A 24,154-nucleotide genomic window follows, 5' to 3' on the forward strand; every position below is an offset into this window, starting at 1 on the left:
TTTCCGTCATCTGACAAAATCATTACACTAAGGCCGTTCTCAACGGGGTGCTAATAAACATACGCAATATCATTCAAGTTGCATCAAGGCAGCAAGCGGGTGAATCCCCTGGAGCATAGATAACTATGTGACTGGGGTGAACGCGCGAAGCTAACGCAGATGCGGCTTGAAGGATGAAGCGTATGGGCTGAGAAAATACCCGTCGAACCTGATCCGGATAACGCCGGCGAAGGGATTTGAGGCTCACTCAAAATCCTTTGCCCCCCCTTTTTTCTGAGGTGCAAAGTGTTGAAAAAATTACTCCCGCTGCTGGCGCTCGTCGCCATGCCCGCTCTGGCTAAGCCTGTCCTCACCGTCTATACCTATGACTCCTTCTCTGCCGACTGGGGCCCCGGCCCGGCGGTCAAAAAAGCCTTTGAAGCGGACTGCGGCTGCGAACTGAAGTTCGTCGCCCTGGAAGATGGCGTTTCGCTACTGAATCGCCTGCGCATGGAAGGCAAGAACAGCAAAGCCGACGTCGTGCTTGGCCTGGATAACAACCTGCTGGAAGCCGCGGCGCAGAGTAAACTGTTCGCCAAAAGCCACGTTCCCGCCAGCGCGGTCAGCGTGCCGGGCGGCTGGGATAATGACACCTTTGTCCCCTACGATTACGGCTACTTCGCCTTCGTCTATGACAAAAATAAACTGGCTAACCCGCCGAAGAGCCTGAAAGAGCTGGTTGAGAGCCCGCAGAAATGGCGCGTCATCTACGAAGATCCCCGCACCAGCACCCCGGGGCTGGGTCTGCTGCTGTGGATGCAAAAGGTCTATGGCGATAAAGCACCCGAGGCCTGGCAGAAGCTGGCGGCGAAAACGGTCACCGTCACCAAGGGCTGGAGTGAAGCCTACGGTCTGTTTCTGAAAGGGGAAAGCGACCTGGTCTTAAGCTACACCACCTCGCCGGCTTACCACATAATTGAAGAGAAGAAAGACAACTATGCGGCGGCGAGCTTCGCTGAAGGCCATTATCTGCAGGTCGAAGTTGCCGCGCGTACCGCCGCCAGCAAGCAGCCGGAACTGGCGGAGAAGTTCCTCAAATTTATGGTCTCGCCTGGCTTCCAGAACGCCATCCCCACCGGGAACTGGATGTACCCGGTGACTCAGGTCGCGCTGCCGGCCGGGTTTGATACCCTGGTGAAGCCGCAGACCACCCTGGCGTTTACCCCGCAGCAGGTCGCCAGCGAGCGTCAGACCTGGATTAATGCATGGCAACGCGCCGTCAGCCGCTAAACCTTAGCGGGCTATTACCGGGCCTTTTTGCCGCCACCCTGCTCTGCGCCGTCGCGCTGGCGGCATTTATGGCGCTGTGGTTTAGCGCGCCCGGCGCGGGCTGGCAATCGGTCTTCAGCGATAGCTACCTGTGGCACGTGGTGCGCTTCTCCTTCTGGCAGGCGTCGCTGTCAGCGCTGTTCTCGGTGGGGCCGGCGATCTTTCTCGCCCGCGCGCTTTACCGGCGTCGCTTCCCGGGCCGCACGCTGCTGCTGCGCCTGTGCGCAATGACCCTGATCCTGCCGGTGCTGGTGGCGGTGTTTGGCATCCTCAGCGTCTATGGCCGCCAGGGGTGGATCGCCGCGCTGTTCCACGCGCTCGGCTGGCAGTGGGATTTCTCGCCCTACGGTCTGCAGGGCATCCTGCTGGCGCACGTCTTTTTCAATATGCCGATGGCCACCCGCCTGCTGCTGCAGGCGCTGGAGAGTATCCCTGGTGAACAGCGGCAAATTGCCGCCCAGCTTGGCATGCGCGGCTATGCCTTCTTCCGCTTCGTCGAATGGCCGTGGATGCGCCGGCACATTCCCGCCGTCGCTGCGCTGATTTTTATGCTCTGCTTTGCCAGCTTCGCCACCGTGCTCTCGCTGGGCGGCGGCCCGAAAGCCACCACGATTGAGCTGGCTATCTACCAGGCGCTGAGCTTTGACTACGATCCGGCGCGAGCGGCAATGCTGGCGCTGATCCAGATGCTTTGCTGCCTCGCGCTGGTGCTGCTCAGCCAGCGTCTGAGTAAAGCGGTGGCTATCGGCGTCAGCCATGTCCACGGCTGGCGCGACCCTGACGATCGCCTGCATAGCCGCCTGAGTGATGGACTCTTGATCGGCGCCGCCCTGCTGCTGCTGCTCCCGCCGCTGCTGGCGGTCATCGTCGACGGGATCAACCGCAACATGCTGAACGTGCTGGCGCAGCCGGCGCTCTGGCAGGCATTGAGTACCTCTCTGCGCATCGCCATCGCCGCCGGGCTGTTGAGCGTAACCCTGACGATGATGCTGCTGTGGAGCAGCCGGGAGCTGCGCGCCCGCCAGCGGCCGCTGGCCGGGCAGGCGATGGAGCTGAGTGGCATGTTAATCCTTGCGATGCCGGGGATTGTGCTCGCCACTGGCTTTTTTCTGCTGCTCAGTAACAGCGTCGGACTGCCGGAGTCAGCCGACGGCATCGTCATCTTCACCAATGCCCTGATGGCGATCCCCTACGCGCTTAAAGTGCTGGAAAACCCGATGCGCGACGTGACCGCCCGCTACAGTATGCTGTGCCAGTCGCTGGGGATTGAAGGCTTCACGCGGCTGCGGGTGGTTGAGCTTCGCGCCCTCCGGCGCCCGCTGGCCCAGGCGCTCGCCTTCGCCTGCGTGCTGTCGATTGGTGACTTCGGCGTGGTGGCCCTGTTCGGTAACGAGGCGTTCCGCACCCTGCCTTTCTATCTGTACCAGCAGATAGGCGCCTACCGCAGCCAGGACGGCGCCGTCACCGCCCTGCTCCTGCTGCTGCTCTGTTTCTTATTATTTACGCTGATTGAAAAACTTCCGGGGCGTGATGCTAAAACTCAATGATGTGACCTGGCTGTACCAGCATCTGCCGATGCGCTTTACCCTCGACGTCGCGCGCGGCGAGCGTATCGCGGTGCTCGGCCCCAGCGGCGCCGGAAAGAGCACGCTGCTGAATCTGATCGCCGGTTTTCTGCCGCCCGCCAGCGGCAGCCTGCAGATCAACGGCGAGACGCATAACGCGACGCCGCCGGCGCAGCGTCCGGTCTCAATGCTGTTCCAGGAGAATAACCTGTTTAACCATCTCACGGTTCGGCAGAATATCAGCCTCGGGATCCACCCGGGCCTGAAACTGAGCCGCGAGCAGCAGGCGCAGGTGGCGGCGATGGCCGGACAGATGGGAATTGATGCGCTGCTGGAACGCCTGCCGGGCGAGCTTTCCGGCGGTCAGCGGCAGCGCGCGGCGCTGGCCCGCTGTCTGGTGCGCCAGCAGCCAGTGCTGTTACTGGATGAACCCTTCTCAGCGCTTGACCCGGCGCTGCGTCAGGAGATGCTGTCCCTGGTCGCCGATGTCTGCGAGCAGCAGCAGCTCACGCTATTGATGGTCTCCCACAGCGTGGAAGATGCCGCGCGCATCGCGCCGCGCTCGATAGTGGTCGCCGAAGGGCGGATTGTCTGGGATGGCGCCACCGCCGAGCTGTTAAGCGGCAACAGCAGCGCCTCGCATCTGATGGGCATCAGCGCGCAATAACCTTGTGCAGGATCGCCAGATAGACCGGCATCAGCGGATGGCGGCAGACCAGAGTCAGCGCCGTCGCGGCGACCACCACCATCAGCGGTGACAGCCACAGCAGTCGGCCGCGCGGCAGCCAGCGGGTCAGGCGATCGCCTGAGGTTTTCGCGCTCCGCCACAGCCGCCAGCACAGCCACCCTGCCAGCCAGGCCAGCAGCGCCGCCCCTAACAGCAGCCATTTAAAGCTGGCGCTGTTTTCATCGGCCGGAATATCAATCGCCGCCCCGGCGAGAATGCCGGGCAGGAAATAGAGCGGGGGCCAGAGCAGGCAGCCGATAATATTCGGTAGCACAAACTTCGCCACCGGTAGATCGAGCATCCCGGCGACCATCGGCACCAGCGGTCGCGTCGGCCCAACAAAGCGGCCGATCAGAATGGTGATCATGCTGTGCTGATGCAACGCATGCTCGGTCTTCTCCAACAGGGCACGGTTTTTCTTCATAAACGACCAGCGGTGCAGCGGCTTTTTGAAACGCCAGCCGAGCCAGAATGAGATCCAGTCGCCCAGCAGGCAGCCTACGATCCCCGCCAGCCACGCCTGCCAGAAGTTAACCTCACCGCTGCCGATAAGCGCCCCAAGGCCGGCCATCATCACCGTTCCAGGTAAGATAAGCCCCACCAGCGCCAGCGACTCGAGAAAGGCCACCAGCATCACGGCTAACAACGAGTAGACCGTGGATTGGGTGATAAAGTGTTCCAGCAATGCTTGCATAATGTACCCGGTTAAAAAACGAAGCCCGGATTCTCCGGAGCCATCGCGCCCTCGTCAAGCCACCAATTGTCTTAATAGTTTACTGGCTGTGACATTTAAGCGGGTCATCATTTCACTTTCTTTACTTTTTATTCACATCCTGCACGGAATTCGCTCGGGCTGGCGCCGGTGCATTTTTTAAATACGCGCGAAAAATAGAGCTGATCTTCAAAACCGACGTTGCGCCCGACGGTGGCGATCGGCATCCGCGTCGTGCTCAGTAGCAGTTTGGCCTGGCTGATGCGCTGATCTTCCCGCCAGCCGAGCACGCTGATCCCCAGCTGCTGGCGGAACAGGTGCGACAGACGCGAGGGCGACAGGCAGACGTGCTGGGCGACGCTGGCAATATCAAAATGGCTGTCGGCCAGATGGTCGCTGATGTACTGGCAGGCGTCGCGCACCCGGTTATCCAGCGGCGGATGCAGCGATTCGTTGATCGCCTCCATGCGCCGCAGCAGCAGCTGTTCCAGCAGATTTATCGCCAGCAGTTCGGAATAGCGCCCCGCCCCCTGCCCGGCATCGACGATCTGGCCGAACAGTTCGCCAAAGCGCGCCTGCCACTGTTCATCCGGACGGAAAAAGCCGGTCTGGGCGAAGATCGTCGGCCAGTTGAGCCACTCGTGCCAGTAGGCGCGTGGCCGGAAGTAGACCCACTGGTGATACCACTCGCTGGCGTCGGGATGGCGGCCGTAGTGATGGATCTCCCCTGGCGGGAACAGCAGCATATCGCCCGGCCGGCAGACGAACTGCTCGCCGTGGTTATTGATAACACCCTCGCCGCGGATCGTCAGGTTGAGAATATAGCCTTTCATGCCCAGCGGGCGGTCGATAAAGAAATCCAGGTATCCCTGCGCCTCAATCGGCGTGAGGCCGGTGACCAGATGAGCGTTAAAAGAGTAGCCCGGCAGCAGCGGATCGTTTTGCGTTTCGGCCATACGCGTGGTTCTCCCCGAAGGTATTAGTGACACCAATTGTCCATATTCATCATTTTATCGCTCTCGGCCCTGTCGCGACTGCGACGGCGGTGGGAATTTCGCTAAAAAGCCGCACAGTAAGCGAAAAAAGCGCCAGCAGCGTGCATTCCACCGTGATATGCCGGGTAACAAAAGTGTCTATAAATACGGCAGGAAAGTCCACATCGAATATTTGCACGGCGTCACACTTTGCGAGGTGACAGCAAAATAATCCATAAGATTAGCGAATCCGGCCTGACGGATTTTGCCGGGGGTATCTACTGTTGCTGCATGAATGATTTCTGCATGGAGTAACAAGATGGCAATTGCGATTGGCCTCGACTTTGGTAGTGACTCAGTCCGCGCCCTGGCGGTGGAATGCGCGTCCGGCGCAGAGCTGGCGGCAAGCGTGGAGTGGTATCCGCGCTGGCGGGAAGGACAGTATTGCGATGGGGCTAACAACCGGTTCCGCCACCACCCGCGAGATTATATCGAGTCCATGGAAGCGGCGCTGAAAAGCGTGCTCGCTTCGCTGAGCGCCGAACAGCGCGCCGACGTCGTGGGCATTGGCGTCGACAGCACCGGCTCAACCCCGGCTCCCGTAGATGCCGAGGGCAAGGTGCTGGCGCTGCGCGAAGAATTCGCTGACAACCCTAACGCCATGTTTGTCCTGTGGAAGGATCACACGGCGGTCGAGGAAGCCGAGGCGATCACCCGCCTGTGCCACCAGCCGGGTAAAGAGGATTACTCGCGCTATATCGGCGGTATCTACTCCAGCGAATGGTTCTGGGCCAAAATCCTTCACGTCACCCGCGAAGATAGCGCCGTCGCCCAGGCAGCCGCCTCGTGGGTAGAACTTTGCGACTGGGTGCCTGCCCTGCTCTCCGGCACCACGCGCCCGCAGGATCTGCGCCGCGGCCGCTGCAGCGCCGGACATAAATCGCTGTGGCACGAAAGCTGGGGCGGTCTGCCGCCGGCCAGCTTCTTCGATGAGCTTGATCCCATCATTAACCAGCATCTGGCCTGGCCGCTGTTCACCGATACCTGGACGGCCGATGTGCCGGTCGGCACGCTGAGCGCAGAGTGGGCCGAGCGTCTGGGTCTGTCGCAGACTGTGGCCATCTCCGGCGGCGCCTTCGATTGCCATATGGGCGCCGTTGGCGCCGGGGCACAGCCTAACGCGCTGGTGAAAGTCATCGGCACCTCCACCTGCGACATCCTGATTGCCGATAAAGAGAGCGTCGGCGAGCGCACGGTAAAAGGCATCTGCGGGCAGGTCGACGGCAGCGTGGTTCCGCACTTTATCGGCATGGAGGCAGGCCAGTCCGCCTTCGGCGATATTTACGCCTGGTTTGGCCGCATTCTCGGCTGGCCGCTGGAACAGCTGGCTCAACAGCAACCGGCGTTGCGCGAGCAAATCAAAGCCAGCCAAAAACAGTTACTGCCGGCGCTCACCGAAGCCTGGGCCAGTAATCCCTCGCTCGATCACCTGCCGGTGGTGCTCGACTGGTTCAACGGCCGCCGCACGCCGAATGCCAACCAGCGTCTGAAAGGGGTGATCACCGACCTTAATCTGGCGACCGACGCCCCTGCGCTGTTCGGTGGCCTGATCGCCGCCACCGCCTTTGGCGCGCGCGCCATTATGGAGTGCTTCACCGAGCAGGGGATCCCGGTTAACAACGTGATGGCCCTCGGCGGTATCGCGCGGAAAAACCAGGTCATCATGCAGGCCTGCTGCGACGTGCTGAACCGCCCGCTGCAGATTGTCGCCTCCGATCAGTGCTGTGCGCTGGGGGCGGCTATCTTCGCCGCCGTCGCCGCCGGCGTCTACGACGATATTCCCGCCGCCCAGCAGCGAATGGCAAGCCAGGTGGAAACCACTCTGCAGCCGCGCCCGGCGCAGGCACAACGTTTCGAACAACTCTATCAGCGCTACCAGCAGTGGTCGGTCAGCGCTGAACAACACTATCTCCCTTCGGCTGCAAAGACGGAAAAAGCCCCGCAATCTCAGGCAGCGCTCACCCATTAAGGATACGAAAATGACGATTTTTGATAACTATGAAGTATGGTTCGTTATTGGCAGCCAACATCTGTACGGCCCGGAAGCCCTGCGCCAGGTGACGAAGCATGCCGAACATGTGGTGAACAGCCTGAATGCGGAAGCCAAACTGCCGTGCAAACTGGTCCTTAAGCCGCTGGGCACCACCCCGGACGAAATCACCCATATCTGCCGCGACGCCAACTACGATGACAAATGCGCCGGGTTAGTGGTCTGGTTGCATACCTTCTCGCCGGCAAAAATGTGGATCAACGGCCTGACCATCCTCAACAAGCCGCTGCTGCAGTTCCATACGCAATACAATGCCGCGCTGCCGTGGGACAGCATCGATATGGACTTTATGAACCTGAACCAGACCGCGCACGGCGGCCGCGAGTTCGGTTTCATCGGCGCCCGTATGCGCCAGCAACACAGCGTGGTCACCGGCCACTGGCAGGATAAAGAAGCCCACCAGCGCATCGGCGGCTGGATGCGCCAGGCGGTCTCCAAACAGGATACCCGCCATCTGAAAGTGTGCCGTTTCGGCGATAACATGCGCGAAGTGGCGGTGACCGACGGCGATAAAGTGGCGGCGCAGATCAAGTTTGGCTTCTCAGTGAACACCTGGGCGGTCGGCGATCTGGTGCAGGTGGTCAACAGCATCAGCGACGGCGATATCAGCGCGCTGGTCGATGAATATGAAAGCAGCTACCGTCTGACCCCGGCAGCGCAGGTTCACGGCGACAAGCGCCAGAACGTGCTGGACGCCGCGCGCATTGAGCTGGGGATGAAACGCTTCCTCGAGCAGGGTGGTTTCCACGCCTTTACCACCACCTTTGAAGATCTCCACGGCCTGAAACAGCTTCCTGGTCTCGCCGTACAGCGCCTGATGCAGCAGGGCTATGGCTTTGCCGGCGAAGGCGACTGGAAAACCGCCGCTCTGCTTCGCATCATGAAGGTGATGTCAACCGGTCTGCAGGGCGGCACCTCCTTTATGGAGGATTACACCTATCACTTCGACAACGGCAACGATCTGGTGCTCGGCTCGCATATGCTGGAAGTGTGCCCGACGATCGCTACCGCCGAGAAACCGATCCTCGACGTCCAGCCGCTGGGTATCGGCGGCAAAGCGGATCCGGCACGCCTGATCTTCAATACCCAGACCGGCCCGGCGATTGTCGCCAGCCTGATCGATCTGGGAGATCGCTTCCGTCTGCTGGTCAACACCATTGAAACCGTCCCGACGCCGCACGATCTGCCGAAGCTGCCGGTGGCCAACGCCCTGTGGAAAGCGCAGCCGGATCTGCGTACCGCTTCGGAAGCCTGGATCATCGCCGGTGGCGCGCACCATACCGTCTTCAGCCATGCGCTGAACCTCGACGATATGCGCCAGTTCGCCGAGCTGCACAATATCGAGCTGACGGTCATCGACAACGATACCCGTCTGCCGTCCTTCAAGGACGCGCTGCGCTGGAATGAAGTGTATTACGGTTCAAAACGCTAAGAGGCCGTCCCCTCACCCTTTCCCTCTCCCCGTTGGGGAGAGGATACCGACAGGGCGTCATGCCGCCTTTCTTCCTCTCCCGTTGGGAGAGGGCCGGGGTGAGGGATACCCGACTCGCCTGCTATTCGGAGCACATTATGTTAGAAGATCTTAAACGCCAGGTTCTGGAAGCCAACTTAGCGCTGCCGCAGCATAATCTGGTGACCTTAACCTGGGGCAACGTCAGCGCCGTCGACCGCGACCAGGGCGTTCTGGTTATCAAACCCTCCGGCGTGGATTACCGCGTGATGACCGCCGACGATATGGTGGTGGTCAGTCTGGAGACTGGCGAGGTGGTGGAAGGCAATAAGAAGCCCTCGTCGGATACCCCAACTCATCGCCTGCTGTATCAGGCCTTCCCGACGCTGGGTGGTATTGTGCATACCCATTCACGCCACGCCACCATCTGGGCGCAGGCCGGGCAATCCATTCCAGCGACCGGTACCACCCACGCTGACTATTTCTATGGCCCGGTCCCCTGCACCCGGTTGATGACCGATGCGGAGATCAACGGCGAATATGAGTGGGAAACCGGCAACGTAATTGTCGAAACTTTCCGTCAGCAGGGAATCGACCCGGCGCAGATGCCCGGCGTGCTGGTGCATTCCCACGGCCCGTTTGCGTGGGGTAAGAATGCCGAAGACGCAGTGCATAACGCCATCGTGCTGGAAGAGATCGCCTATATGGGCATCTTCTGCCGCCAGCTGGCGCCGCAGCTGCCGGATATGCAACAAACGCTGCTCGATAAGCACTATCTGCGTAAGCACGGGGCTAAAGCCTACTACGGCCAATAATCACCCTGCTCGCCACCGTCTGGTAGACCGGATAAGGCGCAAGCCGCAATCCGGGGCCACCTTAGCACCGAATAACTGTATAAAACCCCAGCACCTATTGAGAAACCAGGCTATAATCAGGCCTGGTTTTTTATCGGCGAGAATACCCGTGACCCAGCCACGAGCAGGTTTTTTACTCACCCGTCACTGGCGGGACACCCCGCAGGGCACCGAGCTCTCCTTCTGGCTGGCCACCGACGACGGCCCGCTGCAAGTCACACTCCCGCCGCAGGAGTCCGTTGCCTTTATCCCCGAAGCGCAGCGGGCGCAGGCTGAACGGCTGTTGCAGGGGGAGAAAGGCTTCCGCTTCGCGCCGCTGGCCCTGAAAGATTTCCACCGGCAACCGGTTGTCGGCCTCTACTGCCGCGCCCATCGTCAATTGATGCGTCTGGAGAAGATGCTCCGCGACAGCGGCGTCACCGTCTACGAGGGCGATATCCGCCCGCCGGAGCGCTACCTGATGGAGCGCTTTATTACCGCCCCGGTGTGGGTGGAAGGCGAAATGCGCGGCTCGCAGCTGGTCAACGCGCGCATGAAACCGAACCCTGACTATCGCCCGCCGCTGAGATGGGTGTCGCTGGATATCGAAACCAGCCGCCACGGCGAGCTGTACTGCATCGGGCTGGAAGGCTGCGGCCAGCGGGTGGTCTACATGCTGGGCCCCGAACCGGAAACGCCGCCAGACGCCGACTTCGAGCTGGTCTACATCGCCAGCCGCCCCCTGCTGCTGGAAAAGCTCAACGCCTGGTTTGCCGAACACGACCCCGACGTGCTGATCGGCTGGAACGTGGTGCAGTTCGATCTCCGCGTCCTGCAAAAGCACGCCGAGCGCTACCGCATCCCCCTGCGTCTTGGCCGCGGCAACAGTGAGCTGGAGTGGCGCGAGCACGGTTTTAAGAACGGCGTCTTTTTCGCCCAGGCCTGCGGGCGGCTGATTATCGACGGCATCGACGCGCTAAAATCGGCGTTCTGGAATTTCTCCTCCTTTTCACTGGAGGCCGTGGCCCGCGAACTGCTGGGTGAAGGTAAAGCCATTGACAACCCGTGGGATCGGATGGACGAGATCGATCGCCGCTTCCATGAAGACAAACCGGCGCTGGCAACCTATAACCTGCAGGATTGCGAGCTGGTCACGCGGATCTTCCATAAAACCGAGATCATGCCGTTTTTGCTCGAACGAGCGACGGTTAACGGCCTGCCCGCCGATCGCCACGGCGGTTCGGTCGCCGCCTTCAGCCATCTTTACTTCCCGCGCATGCACCGCCTGGGCTACGTGGCGCCGAATCTCGGCGACGTCCCCCCGCAGGCCAGCCCCGGTGGCTACGTGATGGACTCCCGCCCCGGTCTGTATGACTCGGTGCTGGTGCTGGACTACAAAAGCCTGTATCCGTCGATTATTCGTACCTTTCTAATCGATCCGGTCGGCCTGGTGGAAGGCCTGGCGCAACCCGATGACCAGCACAGTACCGAGGGCTTTCTCGGCGCCCGCTTCTCGCGCGACAAGCACTGCCTGCCGGGGATCGTCGGGCAGATCTGGCACGGCCGCGATGAAGCCAAACGCCAGCATAATAAGCCGCTCTCCCAGGCGCTGAAGATCATCATGAACGCCTTCTACGGCGTGCTGGGCACCAGCGCCTGCCGCTTCTTCGACCCGCGTCTCGCCTCGTCAATTACCATGCGCGGCCACGCGATCATGCGCCAGACCAAAGCGTTAATTGAAGCCAAAGGCTACGACGTTATCTACGGCGATACCGACTCCACCTTCGTCTGGCTGAAACGCCCGCACAGCGAAGCGCAGGCCGCAGAAATCGGCCGCGAGCTGGTCAGCGACGTCAATACCTGGTGGGCGCAGGAGCTTGGCAAAAGCCAACTGACCAGCACCCTGGAGCTGGAGTATGAAACCCACTTCTGCCGCTTTTTAATGCCGACGATCCGCGGCGCCGATACTGGCAGCAAGAAGCGCTATGCCGGGATGATTCAGGAGGGCGATGCCCAGCGCATGGTGTTTAAGGGTCTGGAGACGGTGCGTACCGACTGGACGCCGCTGGCCCAGCAGTTCCAACAGGAGTTATATCTGCGCATCTTCCGCAACCAGCCGTATCAGGACTATGTGCGGGAGACTATCGCCAGGCTGATGAACGGCGAGCTCGACGAACAGCTGATTTACCGCAAGCGCCTGCGCCGACCGCTGGCCGAGTATCAACGCAACGTACCGCCGCACGTACGCGCGGCCAGGCTTGCCGATGAGCACAACCTGAAGCGGGGACGTGCGCAGCAGTATCAGCAGCGCGGCACCATTAAATACGTCTGGACCACCAGCGGCCCGGAGCCGGTGGATTACCAGCTGTCGCCGCTCGATTATGATCACTATTTAACAAAGCAGTTGCAGCCAGTGGCGGAAGGGATCCTGCCCTTCGTCAACGATGACTTTGCTACAATAGTGACAGGGCAGCTGGGACTATTTTGATTTTTTCTCACCCCTTCCACAGGCACAAAAGCCGAAAAATGAAGGGTGCGGAGGAGGTGACGAACGTTCCTCCATCCAGTAATATAGCGCCCTTTCCATTCCTGGCCCCAATTTTGACGTATCTCCGATTATTCATGGAGATGATCAACTATTGCCTGCAATTAAAGAACAAAGAGCCGAACACATATGCCTTTTACACTTGGTCAACGCTGGATTAGCGACACAGAGAGCGAACTAGGATTAGGAACGGTGGTAGCGCTGGATGCGCGCATGGTCACTCTCCTTTTCCCCGCCATCGGCGAAAACCGTCTGTATTCTCGCAACGATTCCCCGATCACCCGCGTGATGTTTAACCCGGGAGACACCATCACCAGCCACGAAGGCTGGCAGCTCCACGTTGACGAAGTGAATGAAGAGAACGGGCTGCTGTCCTACACCGGTACCCGGCTGGACACCGAGGAAGCTAACGTGACTCTGCGTGAAGTGCTGCTCGACAGCAAACTGGTGTTCAGCAAGCCGCAGGACCGCTTGTTTGCCGGTCAAATTGACCGTATGGACCGCTTTGCCCTGCGCTACCGCGCGCGTAAGTTCCAGAGCGAACAGTACCGCATGCCGTGGAGCGGCCTGCGCGGCCAGCGCACCAGCCTGATCCCGCATCAGCTGAATATCGCCCACGATGTGGGCCGTCGTCACGCGCCGCGCGTCCTGCTGGCTGATGAAGTGGGCTTAGGTAAAACCATTGAAGCCGGGATGATCCTGCATCAGCAGCTGCTCTCCGGCGCCGCCGAGCGCGTGCTGATCGTGGTCCCGGAAACCCTCCAGCACCAGTGGCTGGTGGAAATGCTGCGCCGCTTCAACCTGCGCTTCTCGCTGTTCGACGACGAGCGCTATGCCGAAGCGCAGCACGATGCCTACAACCCGTTTGAAACCGAACAGCTGGTGATCTGCTCTTTAGACTTCGTGCGCCGCAGTAAGCAGCGTCTGGAGCACCTGTGCGACGCCGAGTGGGACCTGATGGTGGTCGATGAAGCGCACCATCTGGTGTGGAGCGAAGAGGCGCCGAGCCGTGAATATCAGGCGATCGAACAGCTGGCCGAACGCGTGCCGGGCATTCTGCTGCTGACCGCGACGCCGGAACAGCTGGGTATGGAGAGCCACTTTGCGCGTCTGCGTCTGCTGGATCCAAACCGCTTCCACGATTTCGAGCAGTTTGTTGAAGAACAGCAAAACTACCGCCCGGTCGCCGACGCCGTCGCCCTGCTGCTGGCAGGCAACACGCTGAGCGATAATGAACTCAATACCCTTGGCGATCTGATCGGCGAGCAGGATATCGAGCCACTGCTGCAGGCTGCTAACAGCGATCGCGAAGACGCTCAGGCGGCGCGCCAGGAGCTGGTCTCCATGCTGATGGACCGCCACGGCACCAGCCGCGTGCTGTTCCGTAACACCCGTAACGGCGTCAAAGGCTTCCCGAAACGCGAGCTGCACACCATTCGTCTGCCGCTGCCGACCCAGTACCAGACGGCCATCAAAGTCTCCGGTATTATGGGCGCCCGCAAAACCGCGGAAGAGCGCGCGCGCGACATGCTCTATCCGGAGCAGATCTATCAGGAATTTGAAGGCGATACCGGTACCTGGTGGAACTTCGACCCGCGTGTCGAGTGGCTGATGGGCTACCTGACCAGCCATCGCTCGCAGAAGGTACTGGTGATTTGCGCCAAAGCCGCCACCGCGCTACAGCTGGAGCAGGTGCTGCGCGAGCGCGAAGGCATCCGCGCCGCGGTGTTCCATGAAGGGATGTCGATTATCGAACGCGACCGCGCCGCGGCGTGGTTTGCCGAAGAAGACACCGGCGCCCAGGTGCTGCTGTGCTCCGAAATCGGCTCCGAAGGACGTAACTTCCAGTTCGCCAGCAACCTGGTGATGTTCGATCTGCCGTTTAACCCGGATCTGCTTGAGCAGCGTATCGGCCGTCTCGACCGTATCGGCCAGGCACACGATATCCAGATCCACGTTCCATACCTGGAAAAGACCGCGCAGTCGGTGCTGGTGCGCTGGTATCACGAAGGCCTCGACGCCTTCGAACATACCTGCCCGACCGGTCGGACCGTCTACGACAGCGTCCATGATGAACTGATCAACTACCTTGCAGCACCGGAATCCACCGACGGCTTTGACGATCTGATCAAATCCTGCCGCCAGCAGCATGACGCCCTGAAGGCGCAGCTGGAGCAGGGCCGTGACCGCCTGCTGGAGATCCATTCTAACGGTGGCGAGAAGGCCCAGGCCCTGGCGGAGAGCATCGAAGAGCAGGATGACGACACCAGCCTGATCGCCTTCTCGATGAACCTGTTCGATATCGTCGGCATCAACCAGGATGACCGCGGTGAAAACCTGATCGTCCTGACCCCTTCCGACCATATGCTGGTCCCGGACTTCCCGGGCCTGCCGGAAGACGGTTGCACCATCACCTTCGAGCGTGACGTGGCGCTGTCGCGTGAAGATGCGCAGTTTATCACCTGGGAACACCCGCTGATCCGCAACGGTCTGGATCTGATCCTTTCCGGCGATACCGGCAGCAGCACCATTTCCCTGCTGAAGAATAAGGCGCTGCCGGTCGGCACCCTGCTGCTGGAGCTGATCTACGTGGTCGAAGCGCAGGCGCCGAAACAGCTGCAGCTTAACCGCTTCCTGCCAGCGACGCCGGTCCGCATGTTGCTGGATAAAAACGGCAACAACCTCGCCGGCCAGGTGGAGTTTGAAAGCTTCAACCGCCAGCTGAGCGCGGTTAACCGCCACACCGGCAGCAAACTGGTCAACGCGGTGCAGCAGGACGTTCACGCGATTCTGCAGCAGGGCGAAGCGCAGATCGCCAAAGCGGCGCAGACGCTGATCGACGCGGCGCGTCGCGAAGCCGATGATAAACTGACAGCGGAACTGTCGCGCCTGGAAGCGCTGAAGGCGGTGAACCCGAACATCCGTGACGACGAACTGGCGGCGATCGAAAGCAACCGTCAGCAGGTGCTGGAGGCGCTGGGACAGGCCGGGTGGCGTCTGGACGCCCTGCGTCTGATCGTCGTCACCCACCAGTAACGGAACGCGAAATGGCGATGGAAAACTACAATCCGCCGCAGGATCCCTGGCTGGTGATCCTGTATCAGGATGAGCACATCATGGTGGTCAACAAGCCAAGCGGCTTGTTGTCCGTACCCGGTCGTCTTGATGAGCATAAAGACAGCGTGATGACGCGCATTCAGCGCGACTTCCCGCAGGCCGAATCGGTGCATCGCCTTGATATGGCCACCAGCGGTGTGATTGTGGTGGCACTGAATAAGGCCGCGGAGCGTGAACTGAAACGTCAGTTCCGCGAGCGCGAGCCGAAAAAGCAGTACGTCGCCCGCGTCTGGGGACATCCGCAGCCGGCGGAAGGTCTGGTGGATTTACCGCTGATTTGCGACTGGCCGAACCGGCCAAAGCAGAAGGTGTGCTATGAAACCGGCAAAGCGGCGCAAACCGAATATGAGGTGCTGGAGTACGCAGAGGATAATACCGCCCGCGTGCGCCTGAAGCCGATTACCGGACGTTCGCACCAGCTGCGCGTGCATATGCTGGCGCTGGGGCATCCGATTCTCGGCGACCGCTTTTACGCCACGCCGGAGGCGCTGGCGATGGCCCCGCGTCTGCTGCTGCACGCCGAGACGCTCACCATCACCCACCCTGCCTACGGCAACGCGATGACCTTTCGCGCGCCGGTCGACTTTTAGGACGTCCCCGGTGCCGCCTTGCCGCCGGGGAATACTGACCCGTTAGTCGCGGGCAAACCACGCATCAATCATCTGCTCAACGCGCGCCACGACGAGATCGGTGTCGTGTCGACGGCTGCGCGCGCAGGCGTGCGCAGGCTCATCACACAGCAGACAGCGGCGCTGCGACTCACCCAGCGACTGACGACCTACCTGCCCGTTCTGTGGACAGATCACATCGATATCCCACAGGCGTCCCAGCGGATGGCTCTGCTCCAGCGTACTGCACATCGCTTTGATTTCGCTGGCCGGGTGCGCCACGCACCACAGCGCTTCGGGCCCGGTCGGCAACCACAGCACCTGACGATCCAGCGCTTGCCAGCGGTGCTTCCACAGCAGTTGGTCGCAGGCCTGGAGGGCAACGCCCATCATGTTGCGATAGCGAATGCTGTCTTTCACCGCCCCCGGGGTCACCAGGGTCAGGGAAATAACAGGCTGCTGATAATGGGCCAGCCAGTCAGCCTGGCGGGCTGCACGCTGCTCTTTCGCCGCCAGCAATGCATCGATGCTGACGCCCGCCTGGGCGGGAGTATCCACTGACATTAATTCCTCTCCTACATATGATAAATGCGACAGCGCCTGGGCTGTCATGATGATGGATGCGATAGCCGATCGCGCGCTGATTGTAACGCTAAATGAGGAGCATTTAGGATACAGAACGCAGATATTTTCTGCGTTCTGTAGCGGAAAATGGCAGATTTATCGCTTAGCGCAGCGTTTAATCACGCCAGATAGTGGCTGAGGAACAGCAGTCCCAGCGAGACATTTATCGCCCCGCCGATCCGGGTAGCGATCTGCGCGAACGGCATCAGGCTCATGCGGTTACCGGCGGTCAGGATCGCCACATCGCCGGTGCCGCCCTGCCCGCTCTGGCAACAGGAGACAATCGCCACATCGATCGGGTGCATCCCTATTTTTTTACCCACAAAGAACCCCGTCGCCACCAGCGCCGAGACGGTACTGACGATCACCAGCAGGTTGGTCAGCGTGAAGGCGTTTACCAGCTCCTGCCACGGGGTGATCGCCACGCCGACGGCAAAGAGGATCGGGTAAGTCACCGCGGTGCGGAAGAATTTATACACCATCTGCGATCCCTCCTGCAGGCGCGGCGACACCACGTTAGCCAGCTTTAACAGCACCGCGAGGAACAGCATGCCCACCGGCGCCGGCAGGCCAATCAGCTTGTGGCCAAGCATCCCCATCATATACAGCAGCACCGCCAGCAACGCGCCGGAGGCCAGGGTCCCGACGTCGGTTTTGCCGCTCACGCCTTCGCTCTCGCCGAGGCTACGGGTTTCATTACTGCGGTTCGGCATGAGTTGTCCTTCACCGGTGAGATGCGGGGAACGCTTGCCGAGCTGGTTGAGGCAGCCGGAGATAACGATCGCCGTCAGACTGCCGAGCATCACCATCGGCAATATCCGGCCCAGTGCCACGCCCTGCTCCATATGCATCAGCGCGGCGTAACCCATCGACAACGGGATCGCCCCTTCCCCCACGCCACCGGCCATGATCGGCAGCACGATAAAGAAGAACACCTGGAACGGCTCCATGCCCAGCAGCGTGCCGACGCCGATGCCCACCAGCATGCCAACCACTTCGCCGCACAGCATCGGGAAGAAGATCTTCAGAAAGCCCTGAATCAGCGTGGTACGGTTCATACTCATGATGCTGCCGACGATGATGCAGCAGATGTAGAGATAGAGGATGTTGGTGGATTTATAGAATTTAGTCGTGGATTCCACGACCACGTCCGGCAGCAGACCGTAGTGGACCAGCGCGGAAGGGATAAAAGTGGCGCAGATCGCCGCCGCGCCGAGTTTCCCCAGCACCGGCAGGCGCTTACCAAACTCGCCGCAGGCGAAGCCAAAGAAAGCCAGGGTGGCCACCATCACCACGATATCGCTCGGCAGTTTACCGCCAAGGCAGTCGAGGGCAATCAGCCCCCCGGCCAGCAAAAACAGCGGCAGCGGGACGATCCCTACCTTCCAGTTATCCATGATGTGCCACCAGCGCTGCTTCAGCGTGGTTTTCGGCGTATTGATCGGTTCAAGGGTTGCAGAGAATGCATTGTCTGTGGTGCTCATAAATTCAGCCCTGTCGTTATTATTCATTTTCAGCGTAAAGGGACAGCGGCGTCGTTAATGTGAAGCTCCCCAGATTAAAAAAGAAGTTTTAATGGTCACTATGGTTTTTATGGTTTCTATTCGCGGAACCGCGCAGGGGTGATATATCTCTGATTTATTGTCGTGGTTTTTATGGTGTTTATTCTCTCTGACGCGTTATTTCCGTCGAGCCCCCCGCCGACAGTCAGCGCCTGCGCAGGCGATCACAACTTTTCCTTAACATTTACGTCACGTGACAGAAAAATGATAGAGTGCCGGTATGGTGAATACGCTGTCCGGGACCTATGAAAGTATCTTTTCAATATAAGCTGTTTATTTCGCTGGTCGCCTTTTTCTCGGTCCTCTTTATTGCGCTGGGCATTTATTATTATTTTGATGCCAGCCGCCAGCTGTATCAGGAAATGAGTGGCCGGGCCAAAATTCAGGCCGAAGAGATAGCCCTGATGCCTAATTTACGCCAGCAGGTCAGCCAGCACGACCCGCAGGCGATTCGGGCGTTTATGCAGCAAATCGCCGCCCATAGCGATGCCAGTTTTATCGTCATCGGCGACCGCCAGGGCGTGCATCTGTTTCACTCCGTCCATCCGGAGTGGGTTGGCACGCGGCTGGTCGGCGGCGACAACCAGGCGGTACTGGAGGGGCACACCATCACCACCATTCGCAAAGGCGGCCTGGGCGTCTCGCTGCGCAGCAAAACGCCCATCGTCGATGACGAGGGGCGGGTGATCGGTATTGTCTCCGTTGGCTACCTCACCAGCTATCTCGACAGCATCACGCTGACCAAAGTGATCAATATTTTTATAGCCGCCGTCCTGCTGCTCATCGCCCTGTTTATCTTCTCCTGGTATTTTACCCGCAGTATCAAGAAGCAGATTTTTTCGCTCGAGCCGCGAGAGATAGGCCTGTTGGTACGTCAGCAAAAGGCAATGATGGAGTCTATCTTTGAAGGGGTGATTGTCATCGATCACCAGCGGCGCATTGAGGTGATTAACCATGCCGCCCGCAGCCTGCTGGAGCTCAGCCAGCCTGCCCGCCAGCTGCGCGGCCAGTCGATCGACAGCGTCATTTCGCCGCAGCCGTTTTTCGCCAGCGACGACATGCTCGAGCGTGACACCCATGACGAACTGTGCCGCTTCAACCAGCTGACCGTGCTCGCCAGCCGGGTGCGCATTATGCTGGAGAATACGCTGCAGGGCTGGGTGATCACCTTCCGCGACCGCAACGAAATCAATGCCCTCACCGCCCAGCTCAGCCAGGTGAAGCGCTATGTCGACAACCTGCGCATCATGCGCCACGAGCAGCTCAACCGGATGACCACCCTCTCCGGCCTGCTGCATATGGGCCACTATGACGAAGCGATCCGCTATATTCAGGCCCAGTCGGAGCATGCCCAGGAGCTGCTGGACTTCATCTCCTCGCACTTCCACTCGCCGACGTTGTGCGGCCTGCTGTTGGGCAAGGCCACCCGTGCTCGCGAAAAAGGGGTTGAACTGAGCTTCGACCCGGCCTGCCGTATCGATCGTCCGCTGCCGTCGTTGAAGGAATCCGAACTGATCTCCATTATCGGCAATCTGCTGGATAACGCCATCGAAGCCACGCAGCGCGCCGAGCTTCCGCACGAGCCCGTGGAAGTACTGATTCAGCTCAACGCCCGGGAGCTGATCATCGAAGTGGCCGACCGCGGCGTCGGCATCCGTCCTGATATTCGCGACCGCATTTTTGAGCGTGGCGTGACCACCAAAACCCGTGGCGATCACGGCATTGGTCTGTATCTTATTGAACATTATGTCACTCAGGCGGGCGGCACCATCGAAGTCGCTGACAACGCGCCGCGGGGAGCCATCTTTACCCTGTTTATCCCGGCCGATGCGCCCGCCTGTCCGCAAACGGAGGCCCACGATGCATCATGACCTGGTCGATGTGCTGATCATTGAAGATGAGAGCGAGCTGGCGCGCCTGCACGCCGAGCTTGTGCAAAAACACCCGCGACTGCGGCTGGCAGGCATGGCGGCCTCCCTCGCTCAGGCGCGGCAACTGCTCCACGCCAGTCCGCCGCAGCTGGTGCTGCTGGATAATTATTTACCGGACGGCAAAGGCGTCACGCTGATGACTGACCCGGTGCTGGCGACCACCCATTGCTCGGTGATCTTTATTACCGCCGCCAGCGATATGGAAACCTGCAGCCTGGCAATCCGTAACGGCGCCTTCGACTATATCCTCAAGCCCGTTTCGTGGAAGCGGCTGAGCCAGTCGCTTGAGCGCTTTATCCAGTTTTACGATCAGCAGCGGGAATGGAAAATCGTCGATCAGCAGAACGTCGATTCGCTCTATCAACTGCAGGCAAAGAACTATCGCGTGGATAATGGCAGTAAGGGCATTGAAGAGAAGACGCTGGCGCTGGTACAGGGGCTGTTTAGCGGTCGGGAAGCGCACTGTTTTTCCGTCGATGAGGTGGTCAGCGCCGCCGGGCTCAGCAAAACCACCGCCCGGCGCTATCTGGAACACGGCGTTGAGACCGGCTTTCTGGAAGTGGAGATGCTGTACGGAAAAATCGGCCATCCGCGGCGGCTGTACCGACGCGCGCAGCCTAAAAGCTAAAGCCCCTCGCCGGACGGGAGGGGCAGGAAAACTCAGAAGCCGCGCTGCTCTTTGATCAGCTCCCAGGCCTTCTGGATCTCCTGGGCTTTCTGTTTGGCCATCTCCATCATTTCCGGCGGCAGCCCTTTTGCCACCAGCTTGTCCGGGTGATGTTCGTTCATCAGCTTACGATAGGCGCGCTTCACCGTCGCCGCGTCATCGGTCGGTTTCACCCCCAGCACATTGCAGGCATCTTCGAGGGTTGGCCCGCGCTGCGCCTGCTGCCAGCCGGCATTGCCGCCGTGCTGACCATACGATTGCTGCTGCGCACCACCGCCGAACTGGGCGCCGCCCTGCATCATCCGCAGGAACTGATCGAACTGGGCGCGGGAGATGCCAAGCTCGTCAGCGATGACGAACAGCACTTCACGTTCGTTGGGGTGCAATTCGCCATCAGCAAACGCGGCCTGCAGCTGAATTTCCAGAAACATCCGAATCAGATCGAAGCGGCCAAAGCAGACGCTGCGTAGCTGACGCATCTTCTCGCGCAGCGGATAGTTGTCGGCTTTACCGTCGCGAAACGCCTGCTGTGCCGCCGTACGCGATGCGCCGTGCAGGTTCATGCGATCCATCAGCACATTGGCGACATGAATATCGGCTTCGGTGACGCGGCCCTTGGATTTGGTCAGATGCCCCATCACTTCAAAAGTGGTGGAAAAGAAGAGCGACTGGCGTTCCTGTTGATTAGCGAAGAGATTCAACCGGCGGCTGCGCGCCCGGTCAAACATATGGCCCACCAGGAAGCCGAGCACGACGCCCCAAAACCCACCGCCCATCAGCAAAGCCACCGCCACGCCAATCACTTTACCCAAATACTGCATAGACTCCCCAACTGTTTATCGCCGTTAAGCTCGAATATGACCGCACGTTACCCGGCACTCGCGCCTCGGTCAATTGTGGGACATAGCCTATAATTTGCTTTATCATACTCGTCATTCAACAGGGTGCCTAACGCTCGGGCTCGAAACGGGCAGGATTAACACTAGCGTGATAAAGTTGAGTAAGTTAGGCTCTGACCGTTTGCAAGCCGCTGCCACAAGATGATGGAACAATAAATACAACGTATGAAAAAACGTATTCCCAGCCTCCTGGCTACGATGATTGCCAGCGCCTTGTATAGCCAACAAGGCCTCGCTGCCGATCTCGCAACGCAATGTATGCTTGGCGTGCCAAGCTTTGATCGTCCACTCGTGGAAGGGAGACCTGGCGAGTTGCCGGTGACGATTAATGCCGATCATGCGAAGGGCAACTACCCTGATAATGCCGTCTTCACCGGTAACGTCGACATTAATCAAGGGAACAGCCGCCTCCGTGCCGACGAAGTTCAGCTGCATCAGCAGCAGGCAGCAGGCCAGGCGCAACCGGTGCGAACGGTGGATGCGCTGGGCAACGTCCATTACGACGATAACCAGGTGATCCTCAAAGGGCCTAAAGCCTGGTCAAACCTGAACACCAAAGACACCAACGTCTGGCAGGGCGATTATCAAATGGTCGGACGCCAGGGGCGTGGCACCGCCGATCTGATGAAACAGCGCGGCGAAAACCGCTATACCATTCTGGAAAACGGCAGCTTTACCTCCTGTTTGCCGGGCTCAGACACCTGGAGCGTCGTGGGCAGCGAAGTCATCCACGACCGTGAAGAGCAGGTTGCCGAGATCTGGAACGCCCGCTTTAAGCTGGGCTCGGTACCGATTTTCTACAGCCCTTACCTGCAGTTGCCAGTGGGCGATAAACGTCGTTCCGGTTTCCTGATCCCGAACGCTAAATACAGTACCAAAAACGGTGTGGAATTCTCCCTGCCGTACTACTGGAATATCGCGCCGAACTTCGATGCCACCATCACCCCGCACTATATGAACAAACGCGGCGGCGTGATGTGGGAAAACGAATTCCGCTATCTGACCCAGCTCGGCAGCGGCTTAACCGAATTCGACTACCTGCCATCGGATAAAGTCTACGAAGACGACCACTCCAAAGACAGCAACAGCCGCCGCTGGCTGTTCTACTGGAACCACTCCGGGGTTATCGATCAGGTGTGGCGTCTGAACGCTGACTACACCAAGGTGAGCGATCCAGACTATTTCAGCGATTTCAGCTCGAAATATGGTTCCAGTACCGATGGCTATGCGACGCAGAAATTCAGCGCAGGTTACGTCAACCAGAACTTTGACGCGACGGTATCGACCAAGCAGTTCCAGGTCTTTAACCGGGAATCGAGCAACTCCTACTCGGCTGAGCCGCAGCTGGACATCAACTACTACCAGAACGATGTCGGTCCGTTCGATACCCATCTGTACAGCCAGGTCGCTCACTTTGTTAACTCGAATAACAACATGCCGGAAGCGACCCGTGTTCACTTCGAACCGACGATCAACCTGCCGCTGTCCAACGGCTGGGGTAGTCTGAATACTGAAGCCAAGCTGCTGGCGACCCACTACCAGCAGAGCAACCTCGATGATTACAACGCCGCCAACGGTACCAACTACAAAGAGTCCGTCAGCCGCGTAATGCCGCAGTTTAAAGTCGACGGTAAAATGGTCTTTGAGCGCGACCTGCAGGAGGGATTCACTCAGACGCTGGAACCGCGCATGCAGTATCTGTACGTGCCGTACCGCGATCAGAGTGAAATCGGCAGCTACGACTCCACGCTACTGCAGTCAGACTACAGCGGCCTGTTCCGCGACCGTACCTACAGCGGTCTGGACCGCATCGCGTCAGCCAACCAGGTCACCACCGGCATCACCTCTCGCGTGTATGATGCCGCCGCCGTGGAACGTTTTAATATTTCCGTTGGTCAAATCTATTATTTCACCGAGTCACGCACCGGTGATGACAACATCAACTGGGAGAACAACGACACCACGGGTTCACTGGTATGGGCCGGAGATACCTACTGGCGCATCGCCGATGACTGGGGCTTACGCGGGGGGATCCAGTACGACACCCGTCTGGATAACGTCGCCACCGGTAACGGCACCATTGAATACCGTCGTGATGAAAACCGCTTAGTTCAGCTTAACTATCGTTACGCCAGCCCGGAATATATTCAGGCTACACTGCCGTCATATTCCACGGCGGCACAATATAAACAGGGTATTTCGCAAGTGGGGATGACCGCCAGCTGGCCGATCGTCGATCGCTGGTCCGTGGTCGGGGCATACTACTTCGATACCAATACCCGGAAAGCAGCAAACCAGATGTTGGGTGTTCAGTATAACTCCTGCTGCTACGCCATCCGTCTTGGCTACGAACGTAAAGTCAACGGCTGGGATAGCAACAACAACGGCGGCGAGAGCAAATACGACAACACCTTCGGAATCAATATTGAATTGCGCGGTCTGAGCTCTAACTACGGCCTCGGCACCCAGCAGATGCTGCGTTCGAACATTTTACCGTACCAGAGCTCCCTGTGATGCGGCTG

The 24,154-nt window shown here is 59.5% G+C and carries 17 protein-coding genes and 1 riboswitch; of the genes, 12 read left to right on the forward strand and 5 right to left on the reverse strand.

All coding sequences use genetic code 11. The features are described 5' to 3' along the window. Positions 1-33 precede the first annotated feature (33 nt). A riboswitch (TPP riboswitch) is annotated at positions 34-253 on the forward strand. A gap of 32 nt (positions 254-285) precedes the next feature. Genes thiB through thiQ form a run of 3 tightly spaced genes read left to right on the forward strand, consistent with a single transcriptional unit; the run spans position 286 to position 3,540 of the window. Then, on the forward strand, positions 286-1,269 hold the full coding sequence (gene thiB / locus CWM61_RS17740) for a thiamine ABC transporter substrate binding subunit (RefSeq protein WP_100631630.1): 984 nt from the start codon (positions 286-288) through the stop codon (positions 1,267-1,269). After that, the gene (gene thiP, locus CWM61_RS17745) at positions 1,245-2,855 is read left to right on the forward strand and encodes a thiamine/thiamine pyrophosphate ABC transporter permease ThiP (RefSeq protein WP_100631631.1); all 1,611 of its coding nucleotides are present in this window, start codon (positions 1,245-1,247) and stop codon (positions 2,853-2,855) included. Before thiB ends, thiP begins: the two co-directional genes overlap by 25 nt. Then, on the forward strand, positions 2,839-3,540 hold the full coding sequence (gene thiQ / locus CWM61_RS17750; protein WP_074386878.1) for a thiamine ABC transporter ATP-binding protein ThiQ: 702 nt from the start codon (positions 2,839-2,841) through the stop codon (positions 3,538-3,540). The genes thiP and thiQ overlap by 17 nt, the downstream gene beginning before the upstream one ends. On the opposite strand, the gene CWM61_RS17755 is transcribed toward thiQ, so the two are convergent. Beyond that, positions 3,527-4,294: a DedA family protein gene (locus CWM61_RS17755; protein ID WP_008807458.1), complete on the reverse strand. Its 768-nt coding sequence runs from the start codon at positions 4,292-4,294 to the stop codon at positions 3,527-3,529. The two genes, thiQ and CWM61_RS17755, sit on opposite strands and share 14 nt — an antisense overlap. A 128-nt stretch (positions 4,295-4,422) precedes the next feature. Then, the gene (gene araC, locus CWM61_RS17760) at positions 4,423-5,268 is read right to left on the reverse strand and encodes an arabinose operon transcriptional regulator AraC (protein ID WP_004204301.1); all 846 of its coding nucleotides are present in this window, start codon (positions 5,266-5,268) and stop codon (positions 4,423-4,425) included. A 337-nt stretch (positions 5,269-5,605) separates the two neighbouring features. On the opposite strand from araC, the gene araB reads away from it, so the two are divergent. From araB to rluA, 6 genes are all read left to right on the forward strand, one after another. Then, the gene (araB, locus tag CWM61_RS17765) at positions 5,606-7,315 is read left to right on the forward strand and encodes a ribulokinase (protein ID WP_074386879.1); all 1,710 of its coding nucleotides are present in this window, start codon (positions 5,606-5,608) and stop codon (positions 7,313-7,315) included. Between the two features lie 10 nt (positions 7,316-7,325). Next, positions 7,326-8,828, forward strand: coding sequence for an L-arabinose isomerase (gene araA / locus CWM61_RS17770; RefSeq protein ID WP_074386880.1), 1,503 nt, complete (start codon positions 7,326-7,328; stop codon positions 8,826-8,828). Between the two features lie 137 nt (positions 8,829-8,965). Then, positions 8,966-9,661 (forward strand): L-ribulose-5-phosphate 4-epimerase, encoded by a 696-nt coding sequence (araD, locus tag CWM61_RS17775; RefSeq protein ID WP_012968949.1) that lies wholly within the window; start codon positions 8,966-8,968, stop codon positions 9,659-9,661. 148 nt (positions 9,662-9,809) lie between these two features. Then, positions 9,810-12,167, forward strand: coding sequence for a DNA polymerase II (polB, locus tag CWM61_RS17780; RefSeq protein ID WP_100631632.1), 2,358 nt, complete (start codon positions 9,810-9,812; stop codon positions 12,165-12,167). Positions 12,168-12,353: 186 nt separating this feature from the next. Further along, positions 12,354-15,260, forward strand: a complete 2,907-nt coding sequence (gene rapA, locus CWM61_RS17790) for an RNA polymerase-associated protein RapA (protein ID WP_061155787.1) — start codon at positions 12,354-12,356, stop codon at positions 15,258-15,260. Positions 15,261-15,271: 11 nt separating this feature from the next. Beyond that, on the forward strand, positions 15,272-15,931 hold the full coding sequence (gene rluA / locus CWM61_RS17795) for a bifunctional tRNA pseudouridine(32) synthase/23S rRNA pseudouridine(746) synthase RluA (protein ID WP_074386882.1): 660 nt from the start codon (positions 15,272-15,274) through the stop codon (positions 15,929-15,931). Between the two features lie 42 nt (positions 15,932-15,973). Here the strand turns inward: rluA and citX are convergent, their stop codons facing one another. Together citX and CWM61_RS17810 are read right to left on the reverse strand one after the other, a co-directional pair. Next, on the reverse strand, positions 15,974-16,513 hold the full coding sequence (gene citX, locus CWM61_RS17800) for a citrate lyase holo-[acyl-carrier protein] synthase (RefSeq protein WP_008807466.1): 540 nt from the start codon (positions 16,511-16,513) through the stop codon (positions 15,974-15,976). A gap of 179 nt (positions 16,514-16,692) precedes the next feature. Continuing rightward, positions 16,693-18,057: a 2-hydroxycarboxylate transporter family protein gene (locus tag CWM61_RS17810; RefSeq protein WP_008807467.1), complete on the reverse strand. Its 1,365-nt coding sequence runs from the start codon at positions 18,055-18,057 to the stop codon at positions 16,693-16,695. 323 nt (positions 18,058-18,380) lie between these two features. Between CWM61_RS17810 and CWM61_RS17815 the strand changes: the two genes are divergently transcribed. Together CWM61_RS17815 and CWM61_RS17820 are read left to right on the forward strand one after the other, a co-directional pair. Then, on the forward strand, positions 18,381-20,006 hold the full coding sequence (locus tag CWM61_RS17815; RefSeq protein WP_061155789.1) for a sensor histidine kinase: 1,626 nt from the start codon (positions 18,381-18,383) through the stop codon (positions 20,004-20,006). Beyond that, positions 19,996-20,694 (forward strand): response regulator, encoded by a 699-nt coding sequence (locus tag CWM61_RS17820; protein ID WP_074386884.1) that lies wholly within the window; start codon positions 19,996-19,998, stop codon positions 20,692-20,694. Before CWM61_RS17815 ends, CWM61_RS17820 begins: the two co-directional genes overlap by 11 nt. Before the next feature lie 32 nt (positions 20,695-20,726). Here the strand turns inward: CWM61_RS17820 and djlA are convergent, their stop codons facing one another. After that, a complete protein-coding gene (gene djlA / locus CWM61_RS17825) occupies positions 20,727-21,554 on the reverse strand; it encodes a co-chaperone DjlA (protein WP_074386885.1) in 828 nt (275 codons plus the stop codon). A 243-nt stretch (positions 21,555-21,797) separates the two neighbouring features. Here djlA and lptD point away from each other — a divergent pair, with 243 nt between their 5' ends. After that, on the forward strand, positions 21,798-24,146 hold the full coding sequence (gene lptD / locus CWM61_RS17830; RefSeq protein ID WP_061155792.1) for an LPS assembly protein LptD: 2,349 nt from the start codon (positions 21,798-21,800) through the stop codon (positions 24,144-24,146). Positions 24,147-24,154: the final 8 nt, after the last annotated feature.

The sequence above is a fragment of the Klebsiella sp. K-Nf6 genome (assembly GCF_002806655.1).
Lineage (GTDB): Bacteria > Pseudomonadota > Gammaproteobacteria > Enterobacterales > Enterobacteriaceae > Klebsiella > Klebsiella variicola.

Excerpts from the sequence above, each read along its gene's own strand:
- thiP (WP_100631631.1), top strand. The coding sequence starts at position 1,245 with ATGGCAACGCGCCGTCAGCCGCTAAACCTTAGCGGGCTATTACCGGGC.
- thiQ (WP_074386878.1), top strand. The coding sequence starts at position 2,839 with ATGCTAAAACTCAATGATGTGACCTGGCTGTACCAGCATCTGCCGATG.
- CWM61_RS17755 (WP_008807458.1), bottom strand. The coding sequence starts at position 4,294 with ATGCAAGCATTGCTGGAACACTTTATCACCCAATCCACGGTCTACTCG.
- araC (WP_004204301.1), bottom strand. The coding sequence starts at position 5,268 with ATGGCCGAAACGCAAAACGATCCGCTGCTGCCGGGCTACTCTTTTAAC.
- araB (WP_074386879.1), top strand. The coding sequence starts at position 5,606 with ATGGCAATTGCGATTGGCCTCGACTTTGGTAGTGACTCAGTCCGCGCC.
- araA (WP_074386880.1), top strand. The coding sequence starts at position 7,326 with ATGACGATTTTTGATAACTATGAAGTATGGTTCGTTATTGGCAGCCAA.
- araD (WP_012968949.1), top strand. The coding sequence starts at position 8,966 with ATGTTAGAAGATCTTAAACGCCAGGTTCTGGAAGCCAACTTAGCGCTG.
- rapA (WP_061155787.1), top strand. The coding sequence starts at position 12,354 with ATGCCTTTTACACTTGGTCAACGCTGGATTAGCGACACAGAGAGCGAA.
- rluA (WP_074386882.1), top strand. The coding sequence starts at position 15,272 with ATGGCGATGGAAAACTACAATCCGCCGCAGGATCCCTGGCTGGTGATC.
- citX (WP_008807466.1), bottom strand. The coding sequence starts at position 16,513 with ATGTCAGTGGATACTCCCGCCCAGGCGGGCGTCAGCATCGATGCATTG.
- CWM61_RS17810 (WP_008807467.1), bottom strand. The coding sequence starts at position 18,057 with ATGAGCACCACAGACAATGCATTCTCTGCAACCCTTGAACCGATCAAT.
- CWM61_RS17815 (WP_061155789.1), top strand. The coding sequence starts at position 18,381 with ATGAAAGTATCTTTTCAATATAAGCTGTTTATTTCGCTGGTCGCCTTT.
- CWM61_RS17820 (WP_074386884.1), top strand. The coding sequence starts at position 19,996 with ATGCATCATGACCTGGTCGATGTGCTGATCATTGAAGATGAGAGCGAG.
- djlA (WP_074386885.1), bottom strand. The coding sequence starts at position 21,554 with ATGCAGTATTTGGGTAAAGTGATTGGCGTGGCGGTGGCTTTGCTGATG.
- lptD (WP_061155792.1), top strand. The coding sequence starts at position 21,798 with ATGAAAAAACGTATTCCCAGCCTCCTGGCTACGATGATTGCCAGCGCC.